The sequence below is a fragment of the Neobacillus sp. NPDC093182 genome (assembly GCF_044754045.1).
The window spans coordinates 249,737-274,354 of the sequence record NZ_JBIVOI010000008.1 but is presented as its reverse complement, the minus strand read 5'-3'; the positions used below and the strand labels follow the sequence as shown (position 1 = coordinate 274,354).

Here is a 24,618-nt window from a genome sequence, read left to right as displayed (position 1 = left end):
GTCACACCCGTTCCCATACCGAACACGGAAGTTAAGCTTCTCAGCGCCGATGGTAGTTGGGACTTTGTCCCTGTGAGAGTAGGACGTTGCCAGGCGAAAGACAGAAATATCCTTTCTGTCTTTTTTAATCCCATTTTAAAAAATGGAAAAAACTTTCTGTTGTTTGATAACACCGATGGTGTTATGATATAAAAGTCGCTCAGAAAACGACCTTATCAATTCTAAAGCAGCTATTATTTTGCCAATATTTATATTTGGCCCGTTGGTCAAGCGGTTAAGACACCGCCCTTTCACGGCGGTAACACGGGTTCGAATCCCGTACGGGTCATCATATGGAGGATTAGCTCAGCTGGGAGAGCATCTGCCTTACAAGCAGAGGGTCGGCGGTTCGATCCCGTCATCCTCCACCAAAGTTTTTTCACCATAGTGAAAATAACTTTCCATTAGTGCCGGTTTAGCTCAATTGGTAGAGCAACTGACTTGTAATCAGTAGGTTGGGGGTTCAAGTCCTCTAGCCGGCACCAGATTTTTTTCGCGATAGCGAAAATAAATTTCCTTGTACGAGCTATTAGCTCAGTTGGTAGAGCATCTGACTTTTAATCAGAGGGTCGAAGGTTCGAGTCCTTCATGGCTCACCAAGTTTTATTGCGAGAGCAAAATAACTTTTAATATGCGGGTGTGGCGGAATTGGCAGACGCACCAGACTTAGGATCTGGCGCCGCAAGGCGTGGGGGTTCGACTCCCTTCACCCGCACCATCTAAATTTGTGCGGAAGTAGTTCAGTGGTAGAACACCACCTTGCCAAGGTGGGGGTCGCGGGTTCAAATCCCGTCTTCCGCTCCAATATTATGCGCCCGTAGCTCAATTGGATAGAGCGTCTGACTACGGATCAGAAGGTTATGGGTTCGACTCCTTTCGGGCGCGCCATTATATAACGGGAAGTAGCTCAGCTTGGTAGAGCACTTGGTTTGGGACCAAGGGGTCGCAGGTTCGAATCCTGTCTTCCCGACCAGTCGAAGATTACATTAATAACATGGGGCCTTAGCTCAGCTGGGAGAGCGCCTGCTTTGCACGCAGGAGGTCAGCGGTTCGATCCCGCTAGGCTCCACTTATAGTTATTGAAAATGGCGGTGTAGCTCAGCTGGCTAGAGCGTACGGTTCATACCCGTAAGGTCGGGGGTTCGATCCCCTCCGCCGCTATATATGAAATTAATGCTATTAATGTTAGTTTTATTGGACCCTTAGCTCAGCTGGTTAGAGCAGACGGCTCATAACCGTCCGGTCGTAGGTTCGAGTCCTACAGGGTCCATTTATCTGGAGGAATACCCAAGTCTGGCTGAAGGGATCGGTCTTGAAAACCGACAGGCGGGTTAAACCGCGCGGGGGTTCGAATCCCTCTTCCTCCTCCATTAACTAAATTTAATAATTATTTTTACTGTCGCGGGGTGGAGCAGTCTGGTAGCTCGTCGGGCTCATAACCCGAAGGTCGTAGGTTCAAATCCTGCCCCCGCAATTTTTTCAAGAAAAACACTTGAAAAAACTTTGGTCCGGTAGTTCAGTTGGTTAGAATGCCTGCCTGTCACGCAGGAGGTCGCGGGTTCGAGTCCCGTCCGGACCGCCATTTTTATCCCGGTAGGTTAACTACCGTTGATATAGATTGTGTGGCTCAGTAGCTCAGTCGGTAGAGCAAAGGACTGAAAATCCTTGTGTCGGCGGTTCGATTCCGTCCTGAGCCACCATTTAAATGTAATGATCAGTAAGGTTTCCTATATGGAGGGGTAGCGAAGTGGCTAAACGCGGCGGACTGTAAATCCGCTCCCTCAGGGTTCGGCGGTTCGAATCCGTCCCCCTCCACCAAAGTTTTTTGCGAAGCAAAATAACCAAATTTTTTTCACGAAGGTGAAAATAACCATTATGGCGATTGTGGCGAAGTGGTTAACGCATCGGATTGTGGTTCCGACATTCGTGGGTTCGATTCCCATCAGTCGCCCCATTTCATTTTTATTATTGGGCTATAGCCAAGCGGTAAGGCATCGCACTTTGACTGCGACATGCGTTGGTTCAAATCCAGCTAGCCCAGCCATTCTTAAAGGCAGCATAGCCAAGTGGTAAGGCAGAGGTCTGCAAAACCTTTATCCCCGGTTCAAATCCGGGTGTTGCCTCCAATTTTAGAAATGCGGGTGTAGTTTAGTGGTAAAACCTCAGCCTTCCAAGCTGATGTTGTGAGTTCGATTCTCATCACCCGCTCCATATGGGCCTATAGCTCAGCTGGTTAGAGCGCACGCCTGATAAGCGTGAGGTCGATGGTTCGAGTCCATTTAGGCCCACCAGAATTTTTTGCGACAGCAAAATAACTTTCCATTGTTCCGCAGTAGCTCAGTGGTAGAGCTATCGGCTGTTAACCGATCGGTCGTAGGTTCGAGTCCTACCTGCGGAGCCATTTTTATGTCTATGGGGAAGTACTCAAGAGGCTGAAGAGGCGCCCCTGCTAAGGGTGTAGGTCGGGTAACCGGCGCGAGGGTTCAAATCCCTCCTTCTCCGCCATTTATATATATGCGCCTTTAGCTCAGCTGGATAGAGCATACGCCTTCTAAGCGTACGGTCAGAGGTTCGAATCCTCTAAGGCGCGTACTTTAAACTTTAAGCAACTCAATAGTATCAATGGTTTAACGATATTAGGGAAAACTAACGGTATTCTAACCTGAATGAAATTCCTTGAAAAAGTCGTTAAGCAAATCAACTTCCAAATACAATGTTTGGAGGTTTTTTATTTGCCAAAAAAGACTGGTATTTTCGATGTTTCCATTAAAGCGGAAGTGTTGAAACCGAAAACGGAAATTACAAAAGGAATGGGTGCTGTAAAAGCATTAGAAATCATTCACCGTCAAATGACATTGAATGGGTATCGTGAACGGACACTGAACGATTACATTTTAATCTTCAATCATTTTCTTAAAGCAACGAATGTTAAATATTTGGAGGATATTACGGTTAATACGATTTATCAATGGTTGGATAGTATGAACGTATCAGCATCCACCAAAAGCACACGATTGAAATGTCTGAAGGCGGTATTGAGTAAATGTTTTAACAACGGATGGCTGCCGTCAAAGTTTTGGTTAACGGTACAAATCAAACTCGATAAAAAAGTCAAACCAGGTGCAAAGCAAAACGATTTAAACGTATTGTTATCATTATTGGATACCTCAACCTTTATCGGTCTCCGAGATGCAGTAGCAATATTGACGCTATATAAGACAGGCGTCCGTATCAATACCTTAGGACAAATCCGAGAATGTCACATTGATTTTGCTAACGGATTGTTAAATCTTGAAGGTTCCATAATGAAGAATCATAAGAATTTGAAATTGCCATTAGACGAACAATTAATTGAATTGTACAGGGTACTCATTGAGCAAAATAAGAAAATACGAACGTACTACAAACAAGACAATGACTTCCTATTTATCACGAGGCGGGGCGGTATGATAAACAGCAGGTCTACGAACAATGCAATCTCGAAGCAGTTAACAAAATATGCTAAGGAATTCAATCTACCGAACATTAACCCACACGCAATCAGACGAGCATACGCAAAAAGTTTATATGATAAGGGAGCAAATATTGCATTAATCAGTAAAGCATTGGGGCATTCAAATCTTGCGGTTACAACACAATATCTTGACCTAGAGGTTGATGAAGTGGCAGAAAATTTGAGAGATTATTTATAAGCAGAAGGGGAGAGGGTCCGTAATACAATTACGACCCTTTATATTTTCATGGCAACTCTTGACAATTTCATTATTAGAAAAAGTGAATAAAGTATACATAGATAACTGCGTAAAATATAATCTATACGCAGTTATGTAATATAGGAATCCATTAGGACCAATGTTCCTTCTTTACGAAAAATTATCAATCATACATTCTTTTATACATTGTTGATTCTTCAAGGTCTCTGATAATTTCCGCATGATATTTCCCATAATTTATTGCATAAAAAGTAAAACGCATTTTTGCGTTGAATAATCGAACATACGAACATTCATTCGTTGAATATTAATATTCAAAAATGTACCCCCTAAGCCCGCCCGTACACAGCAAAAAACACATGAAGGAGAAAGAGACTAGGTTGCCCTCTGTTGGCACACAAGGTACCTATTGGCGATTTACTGACAAAATTTTTGTCACTGATTGTAAAGTATGTGAATCTCATAGAGATTATCGAATTAACGATTAGAACGCAGCAGTCGTCAAGCAGTGCACCCAAGGAAGGTATTAATAAAAAAGAAAGCACCCTGTTGGATGCTTTAATTTGAATTATTTGGATTATCAATTGATTCCAAATAATGTTTATAGTATTTGTCGATATTTCTGCTTGAATAATTGCGACTAAGGAGGATTATTAAGAACAAGATAATCACCACTGCTAAATATATCCAAGACCATGCTCCATTAATTTTTTCGCTAATTTTAAAAATCAATATAACGATAGATGATAATCCTAAACTAACGGTTACACCGCCCAATTCATGTTTCCTTGATAGCAGATAAGTATACCGTTCTTTTTTCTTTGCTCCTATTTCATCCTTAAAAAATATTTCATCCAATTTTAATTCTTTTTCAAAATAATCGTCCCATGTGCCTTTTTTGTACATGCCATTTAGTATTTTTACTCTAACAAGAACCCAAGTTATCGAATGATGAATTTGATTCAGCAGATAACCCAATGGCACCCCAATAATTGTCAAAAATGCTCCCAATGCTAATACGTTGATAGTTTTGGACATTTCTTTAATTTCTTGTTGATAACTAAAGAAAATATAAGGGCCAAGCATCATAATTAATATCCATCCTGGTATTCCCCATCTCACTAAGTGTTTTGTGTCAAAGTTCAAATCGACCACACCTCCCATTACAATATTCGACATATGGGACTAATTTCCTGCCATAAAAAAAGGATATAAACAAATGTTCATATCCATTAGTCTGCTAAATTTTCTTTCTGCCATTCCTTGACTGCTTCCGCACGTTTCTCTGCTCGTTCCTTGATAAATGGTATCCATTTTTCAATTTCAGGGTCTTTAGGGAAAGCATGAATGACAATCATAACTGGCATTGAAAACAATAGCATTATAGCAACAAATCCAAGAGCAACTGTTTTCACACATTCATATAATCGTTTCATTTTTTCTTCTCTAGCATTTTCAAGTCTTCAAGCAGTTCGGGTGTTTCTTCAAATATATAAATTTGATTCCCCTCCTTCTGCTTGTTCCGCTTAGTGTGCAAGAAATTATGGTGCAGTCGTACCAGTTCAACGAAAATACGCTTTTTGTAAATCACTTTTTCTTTCATTCGATTCCCTCCCCGTGTGGCAGGATCGGTTGCTCCGCAACCGAACATGCCTATTTATATTCTAAATTCAATCGAAATCGGTTGTTCCCCATTTCAAATCTGCCATTTCCTCAGCCATTTCAACTTTCATTAATTCAAAAATTTTCGGTAAAAGTGCATATGCCTCTTCTTCCTCGATGACTTTTAAGACATGCTCAAAGTCATCATATAATCCTACGTCAAATTGTAATCTCATGGATTCCTCCGCAAGCCATTCATCCTGTTTTTCAGGGTTAAAATACAATTCCATCAGAATCCTAATACCGGTTCTAATCATATTAGCGCTCATGTAATCCCCTCCTGTTAAACAAACTCTAACCACAATTGTAATTGTTTCACTGCCTCTGGATTAATCGTATTCAATGGTTCCAAAAGTATTTCACCTCTCTGCTGCTTTATCTCCTTTGCCAATAGTGGAATATCCTCTAATAACCCGAAATCAATCAGATTTTTTAATGTGTTCATACGAAAGTATTCATTTTCAATGGTGTTAATCTCAAAATGTTCGACTAGCATTTCAACCATAATATCCAACGGATATTCCCTCATGTAATCATCTCCCATTTATTAACTGTAACTTCTACATTATCGTTGACTTCAAAATAGCTGACAATATATTTCCAACCTCGGAAAATTGCGAGTTTAAACGTGTTTAGTATCAATTCTACATAGGGTCTATGTAATCCTATTAAAAATGAAAAATCGTTAAATGCTTATATGATTCCTTGAGTTTGGTGATTGAAATTTTTAAAGGTTATATCAATAAAACAATCAAAAACAACCGTAACTGAGCGTAGCGAAGTTAAGGGAGCAACTAGCTTGCGACCTATCGCCTGAGCGAGTGCCGAGCGAAGTGCCTGCCAGGGGCTTGTCCGTTGCTCATATCATCAAAATATAATGATTTCCTTTTTATGCCATCGCCTTACGTTTGTGATTCTTCACAATACAATATATATGAATACATTCGTAATGGAGGTCTACAGATGAAAAAAACAATCATGAAGAAATCATTAGCAAAAAAATTAATTGAAGCAGGTCACGATTTCCGAGGCACTGAAGAAAATAAACGGAATGAAAATCTGGTGGTTTATAAATTCACGAAAACACCTGAACTCATAGCAGATTTAATTAGATTCAGTGCTCAATAGGTTACAGTATGTGACCAATATATATAACACTAATACAGTTGGTTGGTTCCTGTAACCTATCAGCACATTCACAAGGGAGACACATACAAAATGGAAAAATATTCGATTCAAGAACTATGCGACAAATTGAAGGTAACATATGGCACCTTCAAGGCACATAAACAGAAATACCTCGAAAGATTACGATTAGCATATGTAATTCACGAGGCAACAAAAAATGGAAAAACATATTATTACCTCAAGCCATTGAACAACCTATACACGATATTAAATTGTGATATTGGTAAAAAAGATATTGATATTATCGAAAGCATCTTGAGGGTAATAATGGAAGGCAAGGTTGTACCAGTACAAGAGGAACTTGCAAAAGCAATCGGAGTGCCACGGGGTACATTCAAAAGTTATATCAATTTCCTTAAGAAACATGACATTATCAAGGAGCCAGTGATTGAGCGTGTAGTGCTACTTGATGATAACGGAAAAATAAAATCTGAATATGATAAGAAAATTGTTTCATATGTGTATTATGACCTCAAAGAAAATGGCACGAGAACAATGTTACCGAATCAAGAATCAGTCCATAAGATATACGGTATGCTGTGGAAGAACATATTCGACAATCATGACTTAGTTCACAAGGTGCAGAAAAATATAAATTATCAACCACTTATGAGCGTGCTAAGGCGTAAGGTATGGGAAGATATGAACAGCACATTCGGAATGAACAATGGGGACAGAGCAGAAGTTCCTATTATCAATCGTCATATCAAACGACAACTCGAGGATTACTTCAACCAACAGGATAACGTTGCTTGTGTTTAATGGGTGTGCCTTCATTTGGGTACACCTTTTCTATTTTGAATCAACAGTGATACAAGCAAATGGTTTAAGTGATGTGCTGTTGTTACCCCCTAGGTCTTTTAAAAAACGATAGAAGGAGAAAGAGACCAGGAAGACGTTGCTTCTCGAAAAAACTTTTTCCCCCAAAATCAGATTTTTCGAATTTGCCAAATTTGGGGGAATTTACATTTTCGTGAGGGAACCTCCCTCAAGTCTTCTTGTTCCCTTATGTTTTTTTAAAAGACCTAGGGGGGAATGCACCACCATTGAGTTCCTGTCGTCTTGTGTTATTGATTGGCAATCATCTGCCACAAAAAATCATTCAACTGCTCGGTAAATTTACGAAAAATCATGTGGAAAAATGATAAAAAATGTATCAAAAAATCATAGAAAAGTTATCAGAAAATCATAGAAAATATATAGAAAATACGTGATTTCTGCAATATGTAATTGAAGATGATTATCACTAAAATATACATTTTATTATGTAATTGATACGGAATCATTGGTCTGCTGTACAGACCCTAACATCTCCGCCCATTGCAATATAATAATAATATAGGGAGGAATGATTGATGGAACAGGAAATATGGCGGAACATTCCCGATTATGAGGATTATCAGGTGAGCAACTTTGGGAATGTACTTTCATTTAAAAACAAAAAGTATCAACACGGATTACCGCTTAAAGTTCAAGAAAATAGGGCGGGATATATAAAAATAATCGTATGGAAAAATGGGAATCAAAAAACATTGAAATTACACCGTATTGTATGTGAACTGTTCAATGGTGACGCTCCTGAAGGAAAAGAGCAAGTCAATCATATTGATGGAAATAAGCGCAATAATGACTATACGAACCTTGAATGGATTTCATCATCTGAAAACACATTACACGCATATAAAAATGGATTGAAAAATCACTCAAGAAATAAACGAGCAGTCGTTCAAAAAACATTAGAAGGCGATATTTTAAATATTTATCCGAGTGTGTCCAAAAGTGCAATTGCTGTTGGTGGCAACACGTATGGGATTAGCATGGCATGTAAGAAAAAGTTCAAATCATATAAAGGTTATGTGTGGAATTATGTTGATTAAAATACGGACAACTTCTTATAATATAGAAGGAAGTTGATTGACTAACGAAGTTCACTTAAAGTTCGAATCCATAATTCCAACAATCATTGGTATTGTTGATATGCCAATGTATTAATCCTTTATGACGTAGCGTACGGTCAGAGGTTCGAATCCTCTAAGGCGCGTAAAAATAACAATGAAGAACAACTTAAAAAGGTTGTTCTTTTTTGTTTGTACTGAAGGACAAATGAGACCCATAAATAGTATAAGGAAATTAGGTTTTATTACTATTGTAAACAATGAATTAATAATTTTAATCGTACCCGAATCAGCTCGATCTATAGTGATAACAGTAACGAATAGAAGGTAATCATTCCTGTGCAGTTCTATTTTCAGAAAAAATGGTATCCATTAGCAAGTAATCGTGCCAGTGCAGTTTTATTTTCAGAGAAAACGGTAATCAATATTAGCTAATCGTACACCCCTTCAACTCTATAAAATAGAAAAAAGATACATAAATGAGGAAAAGACGTATTAAGGCTTCTGTGTTAAGATAATATCTAGTTGAGATTTTTCAAAAGGAAAATAGGCTAGTTTTTTAATAGAAGGAAGTGTGTTTATTTTGTCTAGAGCATTAGTAATAGACGACAATAAAAATAATTTACGTGCTGATTGTGAAAATTGCTTTGGTTTGTGCTGTGTAGCCCTGCCTTATGCAAAATCAGCCGATTTCGCCTTTGATAAAGACGGTGGAAGTCCTTGCCGTAATTTACAATCCAATTATTTATGCGGCATACACAATGACCTTCGAAATAAAGGGTTTCGCGGCTGTTCGGCTTATGAATGCTTTGGGGCTGGTCAAAAGGTATCTCAAATCACATATAATGGAAAGGATTGGCGGACCAACAAAGATGTTGCTGAAGAGATGTTTGATGTTTATCCAATTATGCAGCAACTTCATGAAATGCTATGGTATTTAAATGAAGCACTAACTATAGACGCTGCAAAATCAATCTATAAAGAATTATATTATAGTTTTGTAGAGACTGAAGAACTTACTTGTAAAAGTCCCGAATTTATATTGAAAATAGATGTGAATGAGCATAGAGCTAAGGTAAACAAGTTATTGATTCGTACTAGCGAATTGGTTCGAGCTCAAGTCACTAAAAAGCCAAAAGATACACGGCGGGGCATGGATTATTTAGGGGCAAAGTTGAAGGGAGCCGATTTAAAGGGTGCAAATCTAAGAGGTGCCTTACTAATTGCTGCAGACCTCAGAAATGCGGATCTTAGATGGTGTGATGTCATCGGTGCCGATTTTAGGGATACGGATATCAGAGGGACAAATCTTACTGGGAGTATCTTTCTTACTCAGGCACAAGTGAATGCCGCTAAAGGGAATAAACATACTAAATTACCAGGCACATTAGTGAGGCCAGCTCATTGGAGGCAAGAAGAATAATTCTTTGGAATATAGCTAATTAGGAAATATACTTGAATTTTTATTATAAGTAAGCCTAAAATATAAGAATGGAAAATTTACAACGATATTAATATGATAAAGTAGGGAAAACACATGATAGCAAAAACAGAAGAGGATATTCAAGCACTGAAAGAAATCGGTAAAATCTGTGCTGAAATTAGAGATGAATTGGTACAAAGAACGGTACCTGGAATAACTACAAAGGAACTAGATGATATAGCTGGACAACTTTTCGAAAAGGCCGGTGCAATTTCGGCACCAAAGGGTGAATATGACTTTCCTGGCTACACATGCATAAGCGTCAATGAGGAAGTTGCCCATGGTATTCCAGGGAAGAGAGTCATTAAAGAAGGTGACATCGTAAATATTGATGTATCTGGTTCAAAGAATGGCTACTTCGCAGATACAGGTATTTCTTTCGTAGTAGGTGAAGGCGAAGAAATATTAACAAAAATTTGTGATGTGGCTAAATTGGCTTTTGAAGCTGGTCTTAAGAAAGCAAAACCTGGTTCAAAGAAAAGTGGACTTGGAAAAGCCGTAATCCAAACTGCGCGACAGCACGGATTAACAGTTATCATGAATCTAACAGGACACGGAATCGGACGAAGAATTCATGAAGCTCCAGATCATATTTATAATTATCATGATACGTGGGATGACGAACTTTTAAAGGAAGGCATGGTAATTGCATTCGAGCCTTTCATCTCAACCAAAGAAGAGGAAGTTTTCCAGGTCGAAGGTGATGACTGGACCTATGTGACAGAAGAGAGTTTTGTTGCGCAGTACGAACATACCATCATCCTTACGAAAAAGGGACCAATCATTACAACATTATAAAATCAGTATAAAGTGCCAGCAGCCATTCGCTCCTGGCACTTTTTCATTATTAGGTTCATCTTTTCTAAGACATTTTCATAAAGTAATAAGTATTTCAAATTTGGAGGGATGAAAGTGTATTATGCAAGGTTGATAACCTATAAATTAGGAACCAATCAAAGACGAGTTGCGGAAAAGTTAACAAATGAATTGGATAAAATCTGTAGAAAAATGTATGGGTTTCGTGGTAGTGTCTATTTTTTCGATGATCCAACTGGAGAATATCGAGCATTGAACTATTGGGACACGAAGGAGGAAGCAGAGCAGGCAAATCAAGTTTTGTTTCCAAAGTTAGAAGAGGAGATTCTAAATTACACGACTGAGAAGCCTACTGTAAAAATAGTTGAAGTATTTGAAGCAACTGAAGATGATGAATTGTTGAAGTCTCATGTGAAATTATGGTGAAACGAAAAAAGCGGAGTCCCGAAGGATCCGCTTATTTTTATTCCTTTTTAAATTTTATTGTACTTCTTACCGTATTAATTGGACGTACGAGTCTTTCGATTTGATTGCGTTTTGATTCAAAGAATGGCGGTAATGATAGTTTTTCACCAAGGGTTTCATAAGGTTCGTCTCCCATAAATCCAGGACCATCTGTTGCAAATTCAAATAGGATTTGAGGCGCCACTCTAGAGTATAAAGAGCCGAAAAAGTAGCGATCCACAAAGCCAGATGTTTGGAATCCAAATCTCTGCATTTGCTGATCCCATTCATCTAGTACTGAACGATCTTCAACCCGGAATGCTGCATGGTGAACAGTACCAAATCCTTGCCGTGCCTGTGGCAGTACTGCATTGTATTCCACTACTACTTGTGCGCCGTTTCCTCCTTCACCTACTTCGAATAAGTGAAAGGCTCCTTCTTGAGCAATCTCTTTAAAAAGTAGTACCTTCTCCATCATTTCTTTAAAGTAATCAAAGTTAGCAATTCGTACAAAAATAGGACCTAATCCGGTAATCGCATATTCCAATGGAATCGGACCATTTTGCCAAGGTATGCCTGAGGCAACTCCTTTATTGTTTTCATCAGAAATCAATTGGTATTGTTGGTCGTCAAAATCTACAAACGAGATTGTTTTTTTGCCAAATTGTTCTTTAATTCCTGTATGGTTTACGTTCAAGCGGTCGAAACGCTCTACCCAATAATCTAATGCAGCGTCGCTAGGTACACGGAAGGAAGTTTTTGATATCTCATTTGTTCCATGCACACCTTTTGGAATTCCGGGGAAATCGAAGAATGTCATATCAGTCCCAGGACTACCAGTGTCGTCTGCGAAAAATAAGTGATACGTTTGAATATCATCTTGATTGACTGTTTTTTTAACGAGACGCATGCCTAATACATAAGTAAAAAATTCATAGTTCTTCTCGGCACTGCTTGTTATCGCTGTTACATGGTGTATCCCTTTTAAGTGGTTCAAGTTTATTCCTCCATTTAGTATGTCTTTGTTTATTTTTCCCTAGTAAAGTTCAATACACTCAACAGGACTAGGTGACAATTTATATCTCGAAACCATTTATCTCTAATTCGAGATAAATATAACATGGATAAAAACTGCTGTCAATTTCTCTTTCCAAATTTCGTTCTTAAAATTATCACATTTATAAAGTTTATTTCAGTACCAATGATGTTAATCACAAACAGACTTTTTAAAAGGTGTTATTTTATGTATGAGATTCATTATCAATTCCATATAAAAAGAGCAACTAGCGAAGGAGAATAACTATGAGTGAAATAATTAATAACCGTGAACAACAAACTACAACTAAAAATAAACGACAAGAGATATTAAAACAAATCTTTAAAGACCTGCATGACGGAAAAAATGTAAAAGAGGTGAAAGCTCATTTCAATGCGTTTATCGGAAACATTACCATCGATGAAATTTCACAGCTTCAGCATGATTTTGGTGATCTTTCAGTAGAAGAAATACATCGTTTACATGCAAAGCACACAGAAATTTTTAAAGGGTCTATTGTAGAAATTGAAAACACCTATAAGCCAGAGGAACAGCCAGGTCATCCGATACACACCTTTAAATTAGAGAATCAAGAACTAGATAAATTGGTAAATACTCAACTTAAAGTACATTTGGAGGAGTTTGAAAAGGAAGACAGTCATGAAAATATCCTTAAGCTTTTAGAAGATATCAACCTTCTGCTAGATATCGATAAACACTACAGCAGGAAAGAGAATTTAATTTTTCCTTACCTAGAAACCTACGGCATTTTTGGACCAACCACAAACATGTGGCGTATCAACGACTTTATCCGTGATGCCATTAAAGACGCAAGACAGAAATTAACTTCCTATAACGGTGACAAGCGGTCATTAATTGAAGTTATAAATTTTGTTATTCAAGAAGTTATCACTATGATCTATAGAGAAGAAAACATTCTTGTTCCAATGGCAATAAATAATTTTACAGAAGATGAATGGGTAAAAATATCACGTGAAAGTGATGAGATTGGTTACTGCTTGATTACACCTACCGAAGTATGGAAGCCTGAAAGACATGCAATAGAGGAAAAAGCTATCTCTGATGGATACATTAAAATGGAAACAGGGATATTATCATTAAAACAGCTAGAGCTGTTGTTAAATCATTTACCGGTAGACCTCACGTTCATCGATCAAGATGATGTTGTCCGTTACTTCTCTCATGGTAAAGAAAGAATCTTTGCTCGTACAAAAGCGGTAATTGGCCGCACTGTGCAAAATTGTCATCCGCCGAGAAGTGTTCATGTGGTGGAGGAATTGTTAGCTGACTTTAAAGCCGGCAGGAAGGATACAGAAAATTTCTGGATTAAGTTTCGTGATAAATATGTATATATTCGTTATTTTGCTGTTAGGGATGAGAATGGCAAATACATGGGTACACTTGAATTTACACAAAATATCGATCCAATCCAAGCGATTGTAGGAGAAAAAAGGATTATGTCATAATATCTGATATTTGATGGACCAAACGCCGATTTGCTTTAAATGATGTGTATTTTTATATATCCAAAATCAAATACTATAAAGGATATTCCTGTAATATCGCGTTTCAGAGTATCCCAATCCTAACTATTGAGGTGATTCATTGTGAGTACTCGAGATCATTTGGATCCACATTCTCAAAAGTTCTTCAATAATTGGACTCGGCCTAAGCGTGCTAGTTCTCAGGTAAATGGACACACAAAAATTTCACAACACAACATTATCGCGAGATCAAACGCAAAGGCACATAGGTGGTAAAGGATACATCTGAGTAAAAAGAAAGAAGACGAAATTAGTCTTCTTTCTTTTTTTGTAAAAATGTTTATTGAAATTAAATCAGCAAATAAAAGTTTTTTCAGATGGAATCGTGCCATAACATAGCCACTTTTAGGGATAATCGTACCCGTAAGAGGACAATTTTTAAAGAAAGGTAACGATTAAGGATTAATCATTCTCTAAAAGAACTATTTTAAGAAATGAATAGGTATGTACCCCTTTTCAATTCAACCGGTGATTCTCACTAAAATGCGACTTTCACTGTATCTGGTAATAAAAGTATATATCAGTAAAATATTTCAAGCATAAACACAAAATTTGGAATAATATTTAAGTGGGATTTTATGTATCCTCAAAAAAATACTAATTGGGAATAATCGTTAATACTCTATGAAAAAGCTTTGCAACAACAAGTAAGCGCTTTAATTTTTATAAAAAATAAAAAGTTCTGAAATATTGAAATAATATACTAGACTAACAATGAAAAAAGTACTACAATAACTTATGTTAATTAATTTAGCCTATAAACAAATCTCATGGGGGCAAGAAAGATACTAATCTACGATTCTTAGTATCTGAAAATTCAATCAAAGGGGGAAACACCATGAATAAGAAATTAGCTAGTGTGTTTATGGCTTCTACCATCTTTGCTGGAGTATTAGCAGGATGTGCAGGAGGAGCGAAAGAAAGTTCAGGAGGCGCCAATTCAGATACCATTAAATTGGGTGTGAACTTAGAGCTTTCAGGGAACGTTGCTTCATATGGCGAATCAATGTCAAAAGGAATTGAAATGGCTGTTGAAGAGATCAATAAAAATGGCGGCGTTGATGGTAAAAAGTTTGATGTTGTGAAAGTAGATAATAAATCAGAAGCAGCAGAGGCTACAAACGGTATTATTAAATTAACAAGCCAAGACAAGGTAACGGCTGTTATTGGAGCAGCAACAAGCGGTAATACAGTTGCTCAAGCGCAAATTGCAAATGACACGAAAACTGTGCTAATCGCACCAGGTGGAACAAGCCCAACTGTAACCGTAGATGAAAAAGGGAAAGTAAGACCATTCGTATTCCGTACTTCTTTTATTGATCCTTTCCAAGGTACAGTAGCTGCGAACTTTGCCTTAGATACATTAAAAATTAAAGATGCAGCGATTTTCGCTGACAACTCAAGTGACTATGCTAAAGGGTTATCCGACGCCTTCAAGGAAACTTTTGAAGCTGCAGGCGGTAAGATCGTTGCGGAAGAAGCTTATGTAGCAAAGGATACAGATTTCCGTGCAACATTAACTAGAATCAAGGCAAAAAATCCTTCATTCATCTTTATCCCAGGATATTATGAAGAAGTTGGCTTAATTGTTAAGCAAGCGCGTGAATTAGGTATCGATGTTCCTTTAGTGGGAGCAGATGGCTGGGATTCTCCAAAGTTGGTTGATTTAGCAGGAGCGGAAGCATTAAATAATACGTACCTTATCAACCATTACTCTTCTGAAGATCCAGATGAAAAGGTACAAAAGTTTGTTACAGCATTTAAAGAAAAGAACAATGGTGAAGCACCGAATGCCTTCAACGCACTTGGTTATGACACGGTTTACTTTTTAGCAGATGCGGTTGAGCGTGCTGGCAGCACTGATTCAAGTAAGATTCAGGCAGAATTAGCGAAAACAAAAGATTTAAGTCTTGTAACAGGTGTAGTAACAATTGATGAAAATCATCATCCAATTAAAACAGCTACTATTTTAGAATATAAAGATGGTAAACAAGTGTTTAACACAAAAGTAAATCCTTAAAAAGTACTTGTTAAGTAAAATGGAAGGATGATCCCTTCCATTTTACTTATGTAAAGAGTTAAATTTGGAATAATTAGGAGTGAGAACAATGGAGTGGTTACAACAATTGATAAACGGAATATCACTCGGTAGCATCTATGCCTTAATCGCATTAGGCTATACCATGGTTTATGGAATTATAAAATTAATTAACTTCGCCCATGGTGATGTTTTTATGGTAGGTGCGTTCGTCGGGTTTTATGCGATTAAGGGATGGGGTCTAGGCTTCTTTCCAGCATTATTATTCTCAATGGCATTTTGTGCAGTATTTGGAGTATTGATTGAAAGAATAGCCTATAAACGTCTTAGAAACGCTACTAGAATAGCGGCCTTAATAACAGCAATAGGAATGTCGCTATTAATTGAATACGGAGTAATTTACGCTCGTGGGGCACAGCCTGAGGCGTATCCTGATAATGTATTGCCAAGCACAAGCTTTAACCTTTTCGGAGCTCAAATTAGCAGCCAGTCCATTTTTATCCTTGCTGTTTCCGTGGGGTTAATGATTATATTACAATTTATTGTACATCGTACGAAAATTGGTAAGGCAATGCGTGCAGTATCACATGATATGGATGCAGCCAAACTAATGGGGATAAATGTAGACAGAACCATTTCCTATACTTTTGCAATTGGCTCTGCTTTAGCAGGGGCTGCCGGTGTTATCTTTGGTGTTTATTATACAAAGATTGAACCACTGATGGGGATTATCCCTGGATTAAAGGCTTTCGTTGCGGCTGTTTTAGGTGGAATCGGTATTATCCCGGGAGCCATGGTTGGCGGTCTTATCCTTGGGGTTGTGGAATCAGTGGTAAGTGCCATGGGATTCTCATTATGGAGAGACGCTGCAGCGTTTATTATCTTAATCCTGATCCTTATTTTTAGACCTTCAGGCATTTTTGGAAAAAATACAAAAGAGAAAGTGTAGGTGAGATAGACAGATGAAAAAGGTAAGTAAATTCTGGCTATTTCTCATTTTAGCAGTACTGATTTATGGAATTGGCCAAGGCTTGATTCAAACAGGTATATTAAATGCATTTTATAGCAACATGCTGATCTTAATGATCATTAACATCATTTTAGCGGTCAGTCTTCACTTAGTTATTGGTATTACCGGACAATTTTCGATTGGACATGCTGGATTCCTAGCAGTCGGAGCGTATGTTTCAGCGATCATTACCATGAAATTTGAACTGCCTTTCGTTCTAGCCATTATTATTGGCGGAATTGTTGCAGCATTAGCTGGCCTTCTTGTTGGTATTCCTACTTTAAGACTTCGTGGAGATTATCTGGCAATTGCTACTCTAGGATTCGGTGAAATTATCAGAATTGTGTTTTTAAATATTGAGTATGTTGGCGGCGCTGCAGGAATGATGGTTTCCAATATGACGACTTGGACAAGCGCATTTGTTTGTCTCGTTATTACCATTCTTGTGATATCCAACTTTACGAACTCACGGCATGGAAGAGCGTGTATTGCCATTAGGGAAAATGAGATTGCGGCAGACGCAATGGGGATCAATACAACTTTTTATAAAGTCGCAGCATTTGCGATTGGTTCCTTTTTCGCAGGAATCGCCGGCGGATTATTTTCGCATAACTTTTACATTATCCAGCCAACCAACTTTGGTTTCTTAAAATCCTTTGATATTTTAATCTTTGTGGTTTTAGGCGGACTTGGAAGTATGTCTGGTTCCGTGATCGCCGCGGTTCTTTTAACGATTATTTCGACATACTTACAGCAATATCCTGAGACTCGAATGATTATATACAGTATCGTATTGGTTGTTGTCATGCTATATCGTCCACAGGGCTTAATGGGTACACGTGAAATTACAGAATTCTTTGGTAAGAAGAAAATTGTGAAAGGAGGAAATTAACGTGGGAGCTTTACTACAGGTTAAAAATGCAGGGATTCAGTTTGGCGGTCTTAAGGCGGTTTCAGGATTTAATATGGAACTCAATCAAGGAGAATTGGTCGGTTTGATTGGTCCAAATGGTGCCGGGAAAACAACGAGCTTTAATTTGCTGACTGGTGTGTATGTCCCAACAGAGGGTGACATTTTGTTTGATGGAAAAAGACTAAACGGTCTTGCTCCATACCAGGTAACACGAAACGGAATCAGCCGTACGTTTCAGAATATCCGCCTATTCAGTGAATTATCTGTATTAGATAATGTTAAAGTGGCTTATCATTCTTTAGCAAAGCATTCCATTTTAAGTTCCATCTTTCGCCTGCCTTCCCATTTTTCCGAAGAAAAGGTGATGGAGGAAAAGTCACTGGAATTTTTAAAGATTTTCCAATTGGACCGTTATAAAGATGAAAAAGCGAAAAATTTACCATATGGCCAGCAAAGAAGATTGGAAATAGCCAGAGCATTGGCTGCGAGTCCGAAATTATTGCTGCTTGATGAGCCTGCCGCTGGTATGAATCCTCAGGAAACACACGAGCTGATGGAATTAATCGCATTTATCCGAAAACAATTTGATTTAACTATTCTACTAATTGAACATGATATGGCGCTAGTTATGGGGATTTGTGAAAGAATCTATGTATTAGACCATGGGCAGCTCATTGCAGCAGGAACTCCTGATGTAATTCGTAATCATCCAAAAGTAATCGAGGCTTATCTAGGAGAGGAGGTTTCGAGTGCCAATGCTTAAAGTAAATGGAATTGATGTTTTTTACGGAAATATTCACGCCCTTAAAGGGGTATCATTAGAAATCAATGAAGGGGAAATTGTTACCCTGATTGGTGCGAACGGAGCAGGTAAAAGTACGCTGCTTAAGACATTATCCGGGCTGCTTAAGCCAAAGGCAGGGACGATTGAGTACTTAGGCAGTTCGATTTCGGGCAAGGCTCCCCAGTCAATTGTGAAGTCCGGTATTTCACATGTACCAGAGGGGCGCCGTGTATTTGCCAATATGAGTGTTGAGGAAAACCTGGAACTGGGTGCTTATTTACGGAAAGATTCAAAGGAAATCCGCAAAGATATTCAAAGCGTTTATGAACTTTTCCCAAGACTGGAAGAGCGTCGAAAGCAGTTATCGGGAACCCTTTCCGGGGGAGAACAGCAAATGCTGGCGATGGGAAGAGCAATTATGGCCAAGCCAAAGCTGCTTTTACTCGATGAGCCTTCAATGGGATTGGCCCCGTTAATGGTAAAAACGATTTTTCAAATCATCGAGAAAATCAACCAAGATGGAACAACCATTCTTCTGGTTGAACAGAATGCGAATATGGCACTATCCGTTGCCGACCGTGCCTACGTAATCGAAACAGGCCGAGTTGAAATTTCCGGAACAGCAGCAGAATTACAAGCAAGTGAAGAAATCAAAAAAGCCTACCTTGGCGGACTCTAGAATTTCTTTTTGAAATTGAAAAATCTTTAAGTGAAATTGTAACTCTAATCTCCTTTTAATCGACTATTAAAGTAACTCGATTAAAAGGAGATTTTTTTATGCCATTAAAAAGAATGATGATCGTTTTACTAGCTGGACTCTTAAGTGCTTGTGGTACTGGAAATCAAACAAACGGGAACGGTGAGGTTGTGAAAAAAGAGAACCCAATAGATCATCCAAAACAAAGTGAAATTGCTGCTAGTGTTCATCCATCGATTGAAATAAAAGAAGAAAACAATTCTACCATTATTAATTACAAAGTAAAAAATATATCAGGCAGCCCCCTAAAACTATCTTTTCCAAGCGGCTTACAGGCAGATTATATCGTTTATGATGAGCAAGGGAATAAAGTAAAACAGTATTCGGAGGAAGTCATGTCAACACAGGCGATTACTGAGATGACGTTTGACAATCATCAAGAAATTCAAAACTCTTTTACGATTACAGACCTTTATAACGGAACGTATACAATCGAAGTTTTTTTAACCGCAAAGGAAGAACAAGCGAGGGTGGTAATGGATTTAAAGGTTGAGAAATCGCTATTTTCGAAGGCCACTGGCATATTCACTGGTCAAATCGATCCCCATTCCATTGAGGTGGATATAAAAGGTGAAAAGGTCGCCTTCCAGTTAAAAGAGGAAGCCATACAACAATTGCCATTCCTTAAAGAGGGCAGTGAAATTTCATTTGTTTATACAGAAAATGAAATCCAAAAGAGTATTGAAAAGTTCTTACTGGAATAAATACGCGAAAGGATAGTATATATCATCCAAACTTGCAGCAAAATACCAATATGAAAATTTTAGGGAGTTGGCAGGTTTGGGAAAAAAGGGGACACAAGTTCAAGTAAAAGAGACGTTTGAAGAAAATGTTGATTATTTAATAAAAGAATTGCGGATAGGAAAGAGCTTTGATGTAATCCACCGTCCTTTGGAATGGGGAGAGCGTAAATTTGCCATGTTCTTGATTGATGGTTTTGCGGCGGCAAATATCCTGCTCTTAATCATGAAGGAGATTGAAAAGCGTAAACCTGAGGATTTTGGCGATAATCCGATTGAAAAGCTATTTAAAACTTTCATTCCTCATGTTGAGGTTAATAAAACAGAGGATTTAGAAGAAGTTATCGCGCAAATCCTTGCGGGTCAAACAGCATTAGTCGCAGAGGGCGGTAAAGAAGTTATCCTGATTGATTCCCGTGAATACCCGATTCGATCACCTCAAGAGCCTGATATTGAACGTGTTGTACGGGGTCCGCGGGATGGTTTTGTTGAAACGATTGTTTTTAATTTAGCATTAATAAGAAGGCGGGTTCGTGATCGCTCCTTAATCATGGATTACGTTCAGGTAGGAGAACGTTCTAAAACTGATATTGCATTAGTCTATATTGATAGTATCGTTGATATGGAACACGTAAAGATGTTAAAAGATAAACTGGAGAATATATCCGTCGATGGAATCTCAATGGGGGAGAAAACCATTGAAGAATTTGTCTTTGGCCGAAATTATAATCCATATCCGCTTGTCCGCTATACGGAAAGAGCAGATACCAGTGCGGTTCATTTAATGGAGGGACATGTCCTGATTGTTGTGGATGGATCACCGAGTGTGATGATTTGTCCGTCGACCTATTGGCACCATTTGCAGCATGCGGAGGAATACCGTCAAAAGCCAATTATAGGTGTCTTCTTAAGGTGGGCACGATTTATTGCTGTTTTGTCATCCTTATTTCTCTTACCGTTATGGTATACCTATGCTACCAATGAGCAGTTGCTATCGGACCGGTGGAAGTTTATTGGTCTAAAAGAATCTGGTGAAATTGGACTGATATGGCAATTTCTCATTGCGGAGATCGGGATAGAAATTCTCCGGATGGCAGCCATTCATACCCCGAACGCCCTTGCAACAGCACTCGGTATCGTTTCTGCGATTATTATTGGAGATGTGGCCGTACAAGTGGGAATCTTTACTCATGAGGTAGTCCTTTATGTAGCGGTTGCAGCAATTGGAACTTTCGCCACACCAAGTTATGAACTAAGTCTAGCAAACCGTTTGTTCCGTGTTTTCTTTTTAATTATGGTCGCTTTACTTAAAGTACCAGGTCTTGTCATCGGAATTACATTGTGGATTATTCTGCTTACAAGAACAAAGAGCATGAATACTCCATATTTATATCCATTCATCCCATTTCATCCACAGGATTTTCGGATTATGCTTGCACGAACACCAATCCCGATAAAAAATACAAGGGCAAGAATACTGAATCCACAAGATGCTACCAGACAATCACATAAATAAGCCTATCATTCTGCGATGATAGGCTTTCTTTTTTATGTAGTTTTTCATGAAGACTTTACCCCTATAAAAATAAAACTCACTCCAAGAGCAATCCAGACGAATTTCATGATCGATATTTTCTCAACTAATCCTATTAACCCAATGGAGGTAGTTAGAACTAATATGACGGGCCCGATAAGTGCCAGCGAAGAGTTAACCATAAGGGCTTTTTCTACCGTATTAAATTTAATCATGAGGATCGCTGCAAATATTTCAATGCTTCCAGAGATTAATCGTAAAAAAGCCATTCCGAGTACTACTTTTTCAATAATTATAAACATAATGACCTCCTGGAATTACCATTTCTACCATAAGTATATGATTGGCTGTTCAGGAGAAGGACAGGTTTTTCATTTTCATTTAAAAAAAGAAAAAACACGGCGGCACCGTGTTTCTTAAATAAGTTTGACACCACTTATCAAAATCATGATGGCCATAATCGTTCTTAATGGTTTCGCTGGGAATTTGGAGGATAAGTTACTTCCAATCAAAACACCTGGAATGGAACCCAATAGCAGGTTCAGCGCCAATAAATAATCAACATTGCCAATTCCAGCATGCATAAATCCAGCCGCAGTAACCAGTAAAAAGGCATGGGCAATATCTGTTCCGACGAGCTTTGAAGGACTCATTCTGTATAGATAAAGCATTGCCAAGGCAAACAAAGAGCCCGAACCAATAGAGGTCAAACCAACGATAAAGCCCAAGATCACCCCAATACCAATCGTTAAACCCCGTTTTTCATGAAGCGGCTTCTTTTGGAAGGAATTTTCCTCTAATTTACCCTTAGCAAACGTTTTAATTAGAGTAGTCAACGCTACTAAAATTAAAACGTATCCTAAAGCATGTTTGATCACTTCCTCTTGGTTATGAAAAAATGAGTCAAACAGATGGAGAATCCCGACAGCACATATTGCACTTGGAATACTGCCAATAGCAAGATATTTTACCAGCGTAAGATCAATCGTCTTTTGCCTCCAATGTTGAAAGGATCCAAATAACTTCGTAATAGAGTTATAAACCAGGTCTGTTCCTACTGCTATGGAAGGACTAATCCCTAGTAATATTAATATGGGTGTTAACAATGCTGCACCGCCAACACCGGTCAAGCCAACCATAAATCCGATTAATAGCCCCATTAGAATGATTCCAATACTCATAGGCCACACACTCCATATTTGTCTAACTGCTTACCAATAAGTTATGAAGTGGTTAAATGTCATGTTACAACTGCCTAGACCCAAATTAAAAAAGGACGGTCAATGCCGTCCTCTAGTGGTATCTTTATTCGTCTTCGTGCTCTTCTTCTTTTAGCTTAATTTTTTTACAGCCCACATACAGACAGGATAGAATATCAAGCCCTGGTTTAGCCTTTGCTAATCCTTTTATATAGGGAGTGACCAAATCCTTAAAATCAGAACCCACTTCTTCATCTTCTAAAATGCCGTAAACATACAGCTTCTTTTCATCAAATAAAAAGGCAACGTTTCCTACGCCCTTATTTTTTGAATTAACCACATTTAGGACCTGATATTCAGGGGTGATAACCTCAGGTGAAAAATATATTTGCAATTAAATCTTCTCCTTTATATCTTACATATCTTAAGTGAATTGCAATTTTTCAAACAATGAGTCACTTTCTTTATCTTCAGCTGGTTTGGTTTTTGCTACATGAATCAGTATCATACAAAGCAAGGCACAAAATAGCGTTAACCCAGCAGTAACTAAAAACATGCCTGACCTCGACCAAGCCATTAGGGAGCCGAATACTGGAGGACCAATCGCTACCCCTAAGAATCGTACAGACCCGTATAAGGAGGTTACAAAACCCCTTCGGTCTGTTGGAACAGATCCTGTGATAAAGCTATTGATACAAGGAAGAACAAGTCCTGTTCCAATACTGCTTACAGAAAGGACGGCGAAAAAAGCTACTAATTTTTTAAAGAAAATCAGTGAAGCAAATGAAGTCGTCATGAGCAATAATCCTATTATGATTAATGTTTTCATAAGCTTCATCTTTTTACCAATTTTACTTCCGGTTATATAAGAGGTGGTGGTCATGACTAGCAGCGGAATCGCTAAAATCAATCCTTTCATGACTCCATCAATTTGATGATCCTTTTCCAATATGTCTGAAATGTAAAATAAAATCCCAAAAAGTGTAAATAAACAGGTAGCTCCTGTTATATAAGCGGCAAATAACCAGCGTCCCTCCGTTTTAAAAACAGATACAAGACCCTTTACATATTTACCAACCGGAGGGGGTTCCTTTTTGGTTTTCTTTTCCTTAATGAAAATGATGGTTAATAACAAGGACATAAAACAGAAAATCGGAAAGGCGAAAAACGCTGCATACCAAAAGATTAAGGCTAAAAGCGAACCGATTATAGGGCTGATTACCTTTCCAAATCCATTAGATGCTTCGACTAATCCTAAGACTTTACTCTGTTGTCCTCCTTTAAATAAATCACCTGTTAAAGCCATGGCAATGGGGGCAGTTCCTGCAGCACCCATACCTTGCATAATTCTGCCTGCAAGAATCCATGTATAGGCATTGTCAAACCAAGCGGAAGCGGCACCAGCCAATAGCCCTCCACTCCCATATAAAATCAGAGCGGGGATAATAATCGCCTTTCGAGAAAACCTATCGGACAAATAACCTAATACTGGTATCGAAATGGCTGCCGCAATGGAAAAGGCAGAAATGACTAAACTAACCTGAAATTGAGATATACCCAGTTCAGATTTCATTTTAGGAAGAACAGGAATAAGCATCGAGTTTCCCAAAACGAGAATAAGTGGTATGGAACTAATGGCCAGAATCGTTAAGCCCGTATGTTTTTGCTTTGACAAGGATGTACACCCCTAACTGTGAGAATAGCCTTTTTATTGTTTCAAGTGAAGCCAGAGTTTATACAAGACAAATGCCTAATTTCTGCTTTTCAAGCCTAATATCTACACATTCACCTATTTTTTGAATA

The 24,618-nt window shown here is 38.3% G+C and carries 27 protein-coding genes, 24 tRNA genes and 1 rRNA gene; 42 read left to right on the top strand and 10 right to left on the bottom strand.

Going from position 1 to position 24,618, the window contains the following annotated elements; genetic code table 11:
• From rrf to ACIQAA_RS16690, 27 genes are all read left to right on the top strand, one after another.
• A 5S ribosomal RNA gene (gene rrf, locus ACIQAA_RS16820) occupies positions 1-95 on the top strand; the annotation flags it as partial.
• A 161-nt stretch (positions 96-256) separates the two neighbouring features.
• Positions 257-328 (top strand) — tRNA-Glu (locus ACIQAA_RS16815).
• 6 nt (positions 329-334) lie between these two features.
• Positions 335-410, top strand: a tRNA-Val gene (locus ACIQAA_RS16810).
• Between the two features lie 38 nt (positions 411-448).
• A tRNA-Thr gene (locus ACIQAA_RS16805) sits at positions 449-524 on the top strand.
• A gap of 38 nt (positions 525-562) precedes the next feature.
• A tRNA-Lys gene (locus ACIQAA_RS16800) sits at positions 563-638 on the top strand.
• Positions 639-672: 34 nt separating this feature from the next.
• A tRNA-Leu gene (locus tag ACIQAA_RS16795) sits at positions 673-757 on the top strand.
• Between the two features lie 11 nt (positions 758-768).
• Positions 769-843 (top strand) — tRNA-Gly (locus ACIQAA_RS16790).
• 7 nt (positions 844-850) lie between these two features.
• Positions 851-927 (top strand) — tRNA-Arg (locus tag ACIQAA_RS16785).
• Between the two features lie 8 nt (positions 928-935).
• Positions 936-1,012 (top strand) — tRNA-Pro (locus tag ACIQAA_RS16780).
• A gap of 23 nt (positions 1,013-1,035) precedes the next feature.
• Positions 1,036-1,108, top strand: a tRNA-Ala gene (locus tag ACIQAA_RS16775).
• Positions 1,109-1,126: 18 nt separating this feature from the next.
• Positions 1,127-1,200: transfer RNA gene (locus ACIQAA_RS16770), tRNA-Met, on the top strand.
• A 35-nt stretch (positions 1,201-1,235) separates the two neighbouring features.
• Positions 1,236-1,309 (top strand) — tRNA-Ile (locus ACIQAA_RS16765).
• Positions 1,310-1,316: 7 nt separating this feature from the next.
• Positions 1,317-1,409: transfer RNA gene (locus ACIQAA_RS16760), tRNA-Ser, on the top strand.
• Positions 1,410-1,439: 30 nt separating this feature from the next.
• A tRNA-Met gene (locus ACIQAA_RS16755) sits at positions 1,440-1,513 on the top strand.
• A 31-nt stretch (positions 1,514-1,544) separates the two neighbouring features.
• A tRNA-Asp gene (locus tag ACIQAA_RS16750) sits at positions 1,545-1,621 on the top strand.
• Positions 1,622-1,663: 42 nt separating this feature from the next.
• Positions 1,664-1,739 (top strand) — tRNA-Phe (locus tag ACIQAA_RS16745).
• A 33-nt stretch (positions 1,740-1,772) separates the two neighbouring features.
• Positions 1,773-1,857 (top strand) — tRNA-Tyr (locus ACIQAA_RS16740).
• A gap of 60 nt (positions 1,858-1,917) precedes the next feature.
• Positions 1,918-1,993, top strand: a tRNA-His gene (locus ACIQAA_RS16735).
• Positions 1,994-2,008: 15 nt separating this feature from the next.
• Positions 2,009-2,083, top strand: a tRNA-Gln gene (locus ACIQAA_RS16730).
• An 8-nt stretch (positions 2,084-2,091) separates the two neighbouring features.
• Positions 2,092-2,165 (top strand) — tRNA-Cys (locus ACIQAA_RS16725).
• An 11-nt stretch (positions 2,166-2,176) separates the two neighbouring features.
• Positions 2,177-2,250 (top strand) — tRNA-Gly (locus ACIQAA_RS16720).
• A 3-nt stretch (positions 2,251-2,253) separates the two neighbouring features.
• Positions 2,254-2,330 (top strand) — tRNA-Ile (locus ACIQAA_RS16715).
• 35 nt (positions 2,331-2,365) lie between these two features.
• A tRNA-Asn gene (locus tag ACIQAA_RS16710) sits at positions 2,366-2,440 on the top strand.
• 13 nt (positions 2,441-2,453) lie between these two features.
• A tRNA-Ser gene (locus ACIQAA_RS16705) sits at positions 2,454-2,544 on the top strand.
• An 11-nt stretch (positions 2,545-2,555) separates the two neighbouring features.
• A tRNA-Arg gene (locus tag ACIQAA_RS16700) sits at positions 2,556-2,629 on the top strand.
• Positions 2,630-2,771: 142 nt separating this feature from the next.
• Positions 2,772-3,731, top strand: a complete 960-nt coding sequence (locus ACIQAA_RS16695; protein WP_402621580.1) for a tyrosine-type recombinase/integrase — start codon at positions 2,772-2,774, stop codon at positions 3,729-3,731.
• A 411-nt stretch (positions 3,732-4,142) separates the two neighbouring features.
• Complete coding sequence (locus ACIQAA_RS16690) at positions 4,143-4,319, top strand: hypothetical protein (protein ID WP_402621578.1); 177 nt, start codon at positions 4,143-4,145, stop codon at positions 4,317-4,319.
• On the opposite strand, the gene ACIQAA_RS16685 is transcribed toward ACIQAA_RS16690, so the two are convergent.
• The 5 genes from ACIQAA_RS16685 to ACIQAA_RS16665 form a co-directional block, all read right to left on the bottom strand.
• Positions 4,311-4,898: a BA5345 family protein gene (locus ACIQAA_RS16685; protein ID WP_402621577.1), complete on the bottom strand. Its 588-nt coding sequence runs from the start codon at positions 4,896-4,898 to the stop codon at positions 4,311-4,313. The two genes, ACIQAA_RS16690 and ACIQAA_RS16685, sit on opposite strands and share 9 nt — an antisense overlap.
• An 86-nt stretch (positions 4,899-4,984) precedes the next feature.
• The gene (locus ACIQAA_RS16680; protein ID WP_402621575.1) at positions 4,985-5,188 is read right to left on the bottom strand and encodes a hypothetical protein; all 204 of its coding nucleotides are present in this window, start codon (positions 5,186-5,188) and stop codon (positions 4,985-4,987) included.
• A complete protein-coding gene (locus ACIQAA_RS16675) occupies positions 5,185-5,355 on the bottom strand; it encodes a hypothetical protein (RefSeq protein ID WP_402621573.1) in 171 nt (56 codons plus the stop codon). Before ACIQAA_RS16675 ends, ACIQAA_RS16680 begins: the two co-directional genes overlap by 4 nt.
• A gap of 67 nt (positions 5,356-5,422) precedes the next feature.
• Positions 5,423-5,683, bottom strand: coding sequence for a hypothetical protein (locus ACIQAA_RS16670; RefSeq protein ID WP_402621571.1), 261 nt, complete (start codon positions 5,681-5,683; stop codon positions 5,423-5,425).
• A 14-nt stretch (positions 5,684-5,697) separates the two neighbouring features.
• Positions 5,698-5,943 carry a hypothetical protein gene (locus ACIQAA_RS16665; protein ID WP_402621569.1) on the bottom strand — a complete coding sequence of 82 codons (246 nt, stop codon included), beginning with the start codon at positions 5,941-5,943 and terminating at the stop codon, positions 5,698-5,700.
• A gap of 434 nt (positions 5,944-6,377) precedes the next feature.
• On the opposite strand from ACIQAA_RS16665, the gene ACIQAA_RS16660 reads away from it, so the two are divergent.
• The 6 genes from ACIQAA_RS16660 (at position 6,378) to ACIQAA_RS16635 (ending at position 11,222) form a co-directional block, all read left to right on the top strand.
• Positions 6,378-6,542 (top strand): hypothetical protein, encoded by a 165-nt coding sequence (locus ACIQAA_RS16660; protein ID WP_402621568.1) that lies wholly within the window; start codon positions 6,378-6,380, stop codon positions 6,540-6,542.
• A gap of 90 nt (positions 6,543-6,632) precedes the next feature.
• The gene (locus ACIQAA_RS16655; protein ID WP_402621567.1) at positions 6,633-7,364 is read left to right on the top strand and encodes a hypothetical protein; all 732 of its coding nucleotides are present in this window, start codon (positions 6,633-6,635) and stop codon (positions 7,362-7,364) included.
• A gap of 593 nt (positions 7,365-7,957) precedes the next feature.
• Positions 7,958-8,479: an NUMOD4 motif-containing HNH endonuclease gene (locus tag ACIQAA_RS16650; protein ID WP_402621565.1), complete on the top strand. Its 522-nt coding sequence runs from the start codon at positions 7,958-7,960 to the stop codon at positions 8,477-8,479.
• Between the two features lie 601 nt (positions 8,480-9,080).
• Positions 9,081-9,920 carry a pentapeptide repeat-containing protein gene (locus tag ACIQAA_RS16645; protein ID WP_402621563.1) on the top strand — a complete coding sequence of 280 codons (840 nt, stop codon included), beginning with the start codon at positions 9,081-9,083 and terminating at the stop codon, positions 9,918-9,920.
• 114 nt (positions 9,921-10,034) lie between these two features.
• Positions 10,035-10,778, top strand: coding sequence for a type I methionyl aminopeptidase (map, locus tag ACIQAA_RS16640; RefSeq protein ID WP_402621561.1), 744 nt, complete (start codon positions 10,035-10,037; stop codon positions 10,776-10,778).
• A 114-nt stretch (positions 10,779-10,892) separates the two neighbouring features.
• Positions 10,893-11,222, top strand: coding sequence for a hypothetical protein (locus tag ACIQAA_RS16635; RefSeq protein WP_402621560.1), 330 nt, complete (start codon positions 10,893-10,895; stop codon positions 11,220-11,222).
• 37 nt (positions 11,223-11,259) lie between these two features.
• Here the strand turns inward: ACIQAA_RS16635 and ACIQAA_RS16630 are convergent, their stop codons facing one another.
• The gene (locus ACIQAA_RS16630) at positions 11,260-12,237 is read right to left on the bottom strand and encodes a ring-cleaving dioxygenase (protein ID WP_402621558.1); all 978 of its coding nucleotides are present in this window, start codon (positions 12,235-12,237) and stop codon (positions 11,260-11,262) included.
• A gap of 305 nt (positions 12,238-12,542) precedes the next feature.
• Between ACIQAA_RS16630 and ACIQAA_RS16625 the strand changes: the two genes are divergently transcribed.
• The 9 genes from ACIQAA_RS16625 to ACIQAA_RS16585 all read left to right on the top strand — a co-directional run bounded on the left by ACIQAA_RS16625 (position 12,543) and on the right by ACIQAA_RS16585 (position 21,598).
• Positions 12,543-13,763 carry a DUF438 domain-containing protein gene (locus ACIQAA_RS16625; protein ID WP_402621556.1) on the top strand — a complete coding sequence of 407 codons (1,221 nt, stop codon included), beginning with the start codon at positions 12,543-12,545 and terminating at the stop codon, positions 13,761-13,763.
• A gap of 141 nt (positions 13,764-13,904) precedes the next feature.
• The gene (locus ACIQAA_RS16620) at positions 13,905-14,057 is read left to right on the top strand and encodes a YpzG family protein (protein WP_283860837.1); all 153 of its coding nucleotides are present in this window, start codon (positions 13,905-13,907) and stop codon (positions 14,055-14,057) included.
• A gap of 622 nt (positions 14,058-14,679) precedes the next feature.
• On the top strand, positions 14,680-15,861 hold the full coding sequence (locus ACIQAA_RS16615) for an ABC transporter substrate-binding protein (RefSeq protein ID WP_402621554.1): 1,182 nt from the start codon (positions 14,680-14,682) through the stop codon (positions 15,859-15,861).
• Positions 15,862-15,949: 88 nt separating this feature from the next.
• Positions 15,950-16,828 (top strand): branched-chain amino acid ABC transporter permease, encoded by an 879-nt coding sequence (locus ACIQAA_RS16610; RefSeq protein ID WP_402621553.1) that lies wholly within the window; start codon positions 15,950-15,952, stop codon positions 16,826-16,828.
• 13 nt (positions 16,829-16,841) lie between these two features.
• Positions 16,842-17,780 carry a branched-chain amino acid ABC transporter permease gene (locus ACIQAA_RS16605; RefSeq protein ID WP_402621551.1) on the top strand — a complete coding sequence of 313 codons (939 nt, stop codon included), beginning with the start codon at positions 16,842-16,844 and terminating at the stop codon, positions 17,778-17,780.
• A 1-nt stretch (position 17,781) separates the two neighbouring features.
• On the top strand, positions 17,782-18,564 hold the full coding sequence (locus ACIQAA_RS16600) for an ABC transporter ATP-binding protein (protein ID WP_402621550.1): 783 nt from the start codon (positions 17,782-17,784) through the stop codon (positions 18,562-18,564).
• Positions 18,557-19,264, top strand: coding sequence for an ABC transporter ATP-binding protein (locus tag ACIQAA_RS16595; RefSeq protein WP_402621606.1), 708 nt, complete (start codon positions 18,557-18,559; stop codon positions 19,262-19,264). Before ACIQAA_RS16600 ends, ACIQAA_RS16595 begins: the two co-directional genes overlap by 8 nt.
• Before the next feature lie 98 nt (positions 19,265-19,362).
• Positions 19,363-20,046: a BsuPI-related putative proteinase inhibitor gene (locus ACIQAA_RS16590; protein WP_402621548.1), complete on the top strand. Its 684-nt coding sequence runs from the start codon at positions 19,363-19,365 to the stop codon at positions 20,044-20,046.
• 76 nt (positions 20,047-20,122) lie between these two features.
• Positions 20,123-21,598 (top strand): spore germination protein, encoded by a 1,476-nt coding sequence (locus tag ACIQAA_RS16585; RefSeq protein WP_402621546.1) that lies wholly within the window; start codon positions 20,123-20,125, stop codon positions 21,596-21,598.
• A 44-nt stretch (positions 21,599-21,642) separates the two neighbouring features.
• On the opposite strand, the gene ACIQAA_RS16580 is transcribed toward ACIQAA_RS16585, so the two are convergent.
• The 4 genes from ACIQAA_RS16580 to ACIQAA_RS16565 all read right to left on the bottom strand — a co-directional run bounded on the left by ACIQAA_RS16580 (position 21,643) and on the right by ACIQAA_RS16565 (position 24,490).
• Positions 21,643-21,918, bottom strand: a complete 276-nt coding sequence (locus ACIQAA_RS16580) for a YqhV family protein (protein WP_179600951.1) — start codon at positions 21,916-21,918, stop codon at positions 21,643-21,645.
• Between the two features lie 114 nt (positions 21,919-22,032).
• A complete protein-coding gene (locus ACIQAA_RS16575) occupies positions 22,033-22,797 on the bottom strand; it encodes a sulfite exporter TauE/SafE family protein (protein WP_402621544.1) in 765 nt (254 codons plus the stop codon).
• A 124-nt stretch (positions 22,798-22,921) separates the two neighbouring features.
• Positions 22,922-23,209: a hypothetical protein gene (locus tag ACIQAA_RS16570; RefSeq protein ID WP_402621542.1), complete on the bottom strand. Its 288-nt coding sequence runs from the start codon at positions 23,207-23,209 to the stop codon at positions 22,922-22,924.
• A gap of 30 nt (positions 23,210-23,239) precedes the next feature.
• The gene (locus tag ACIQAA_RS16565; protein ID WP_402621540.1) at positions 23,240-24,490 is read right to left on the bottom strand and encodes an MFS transporter; all 1,251 of its coding nucleotides are present in this window, start codon (positions 24,488-24,490) and stop codon (positions 23,240-23,242) included.
• Positions 24,491-24,618: the final 128 nt, after the last annotated feature.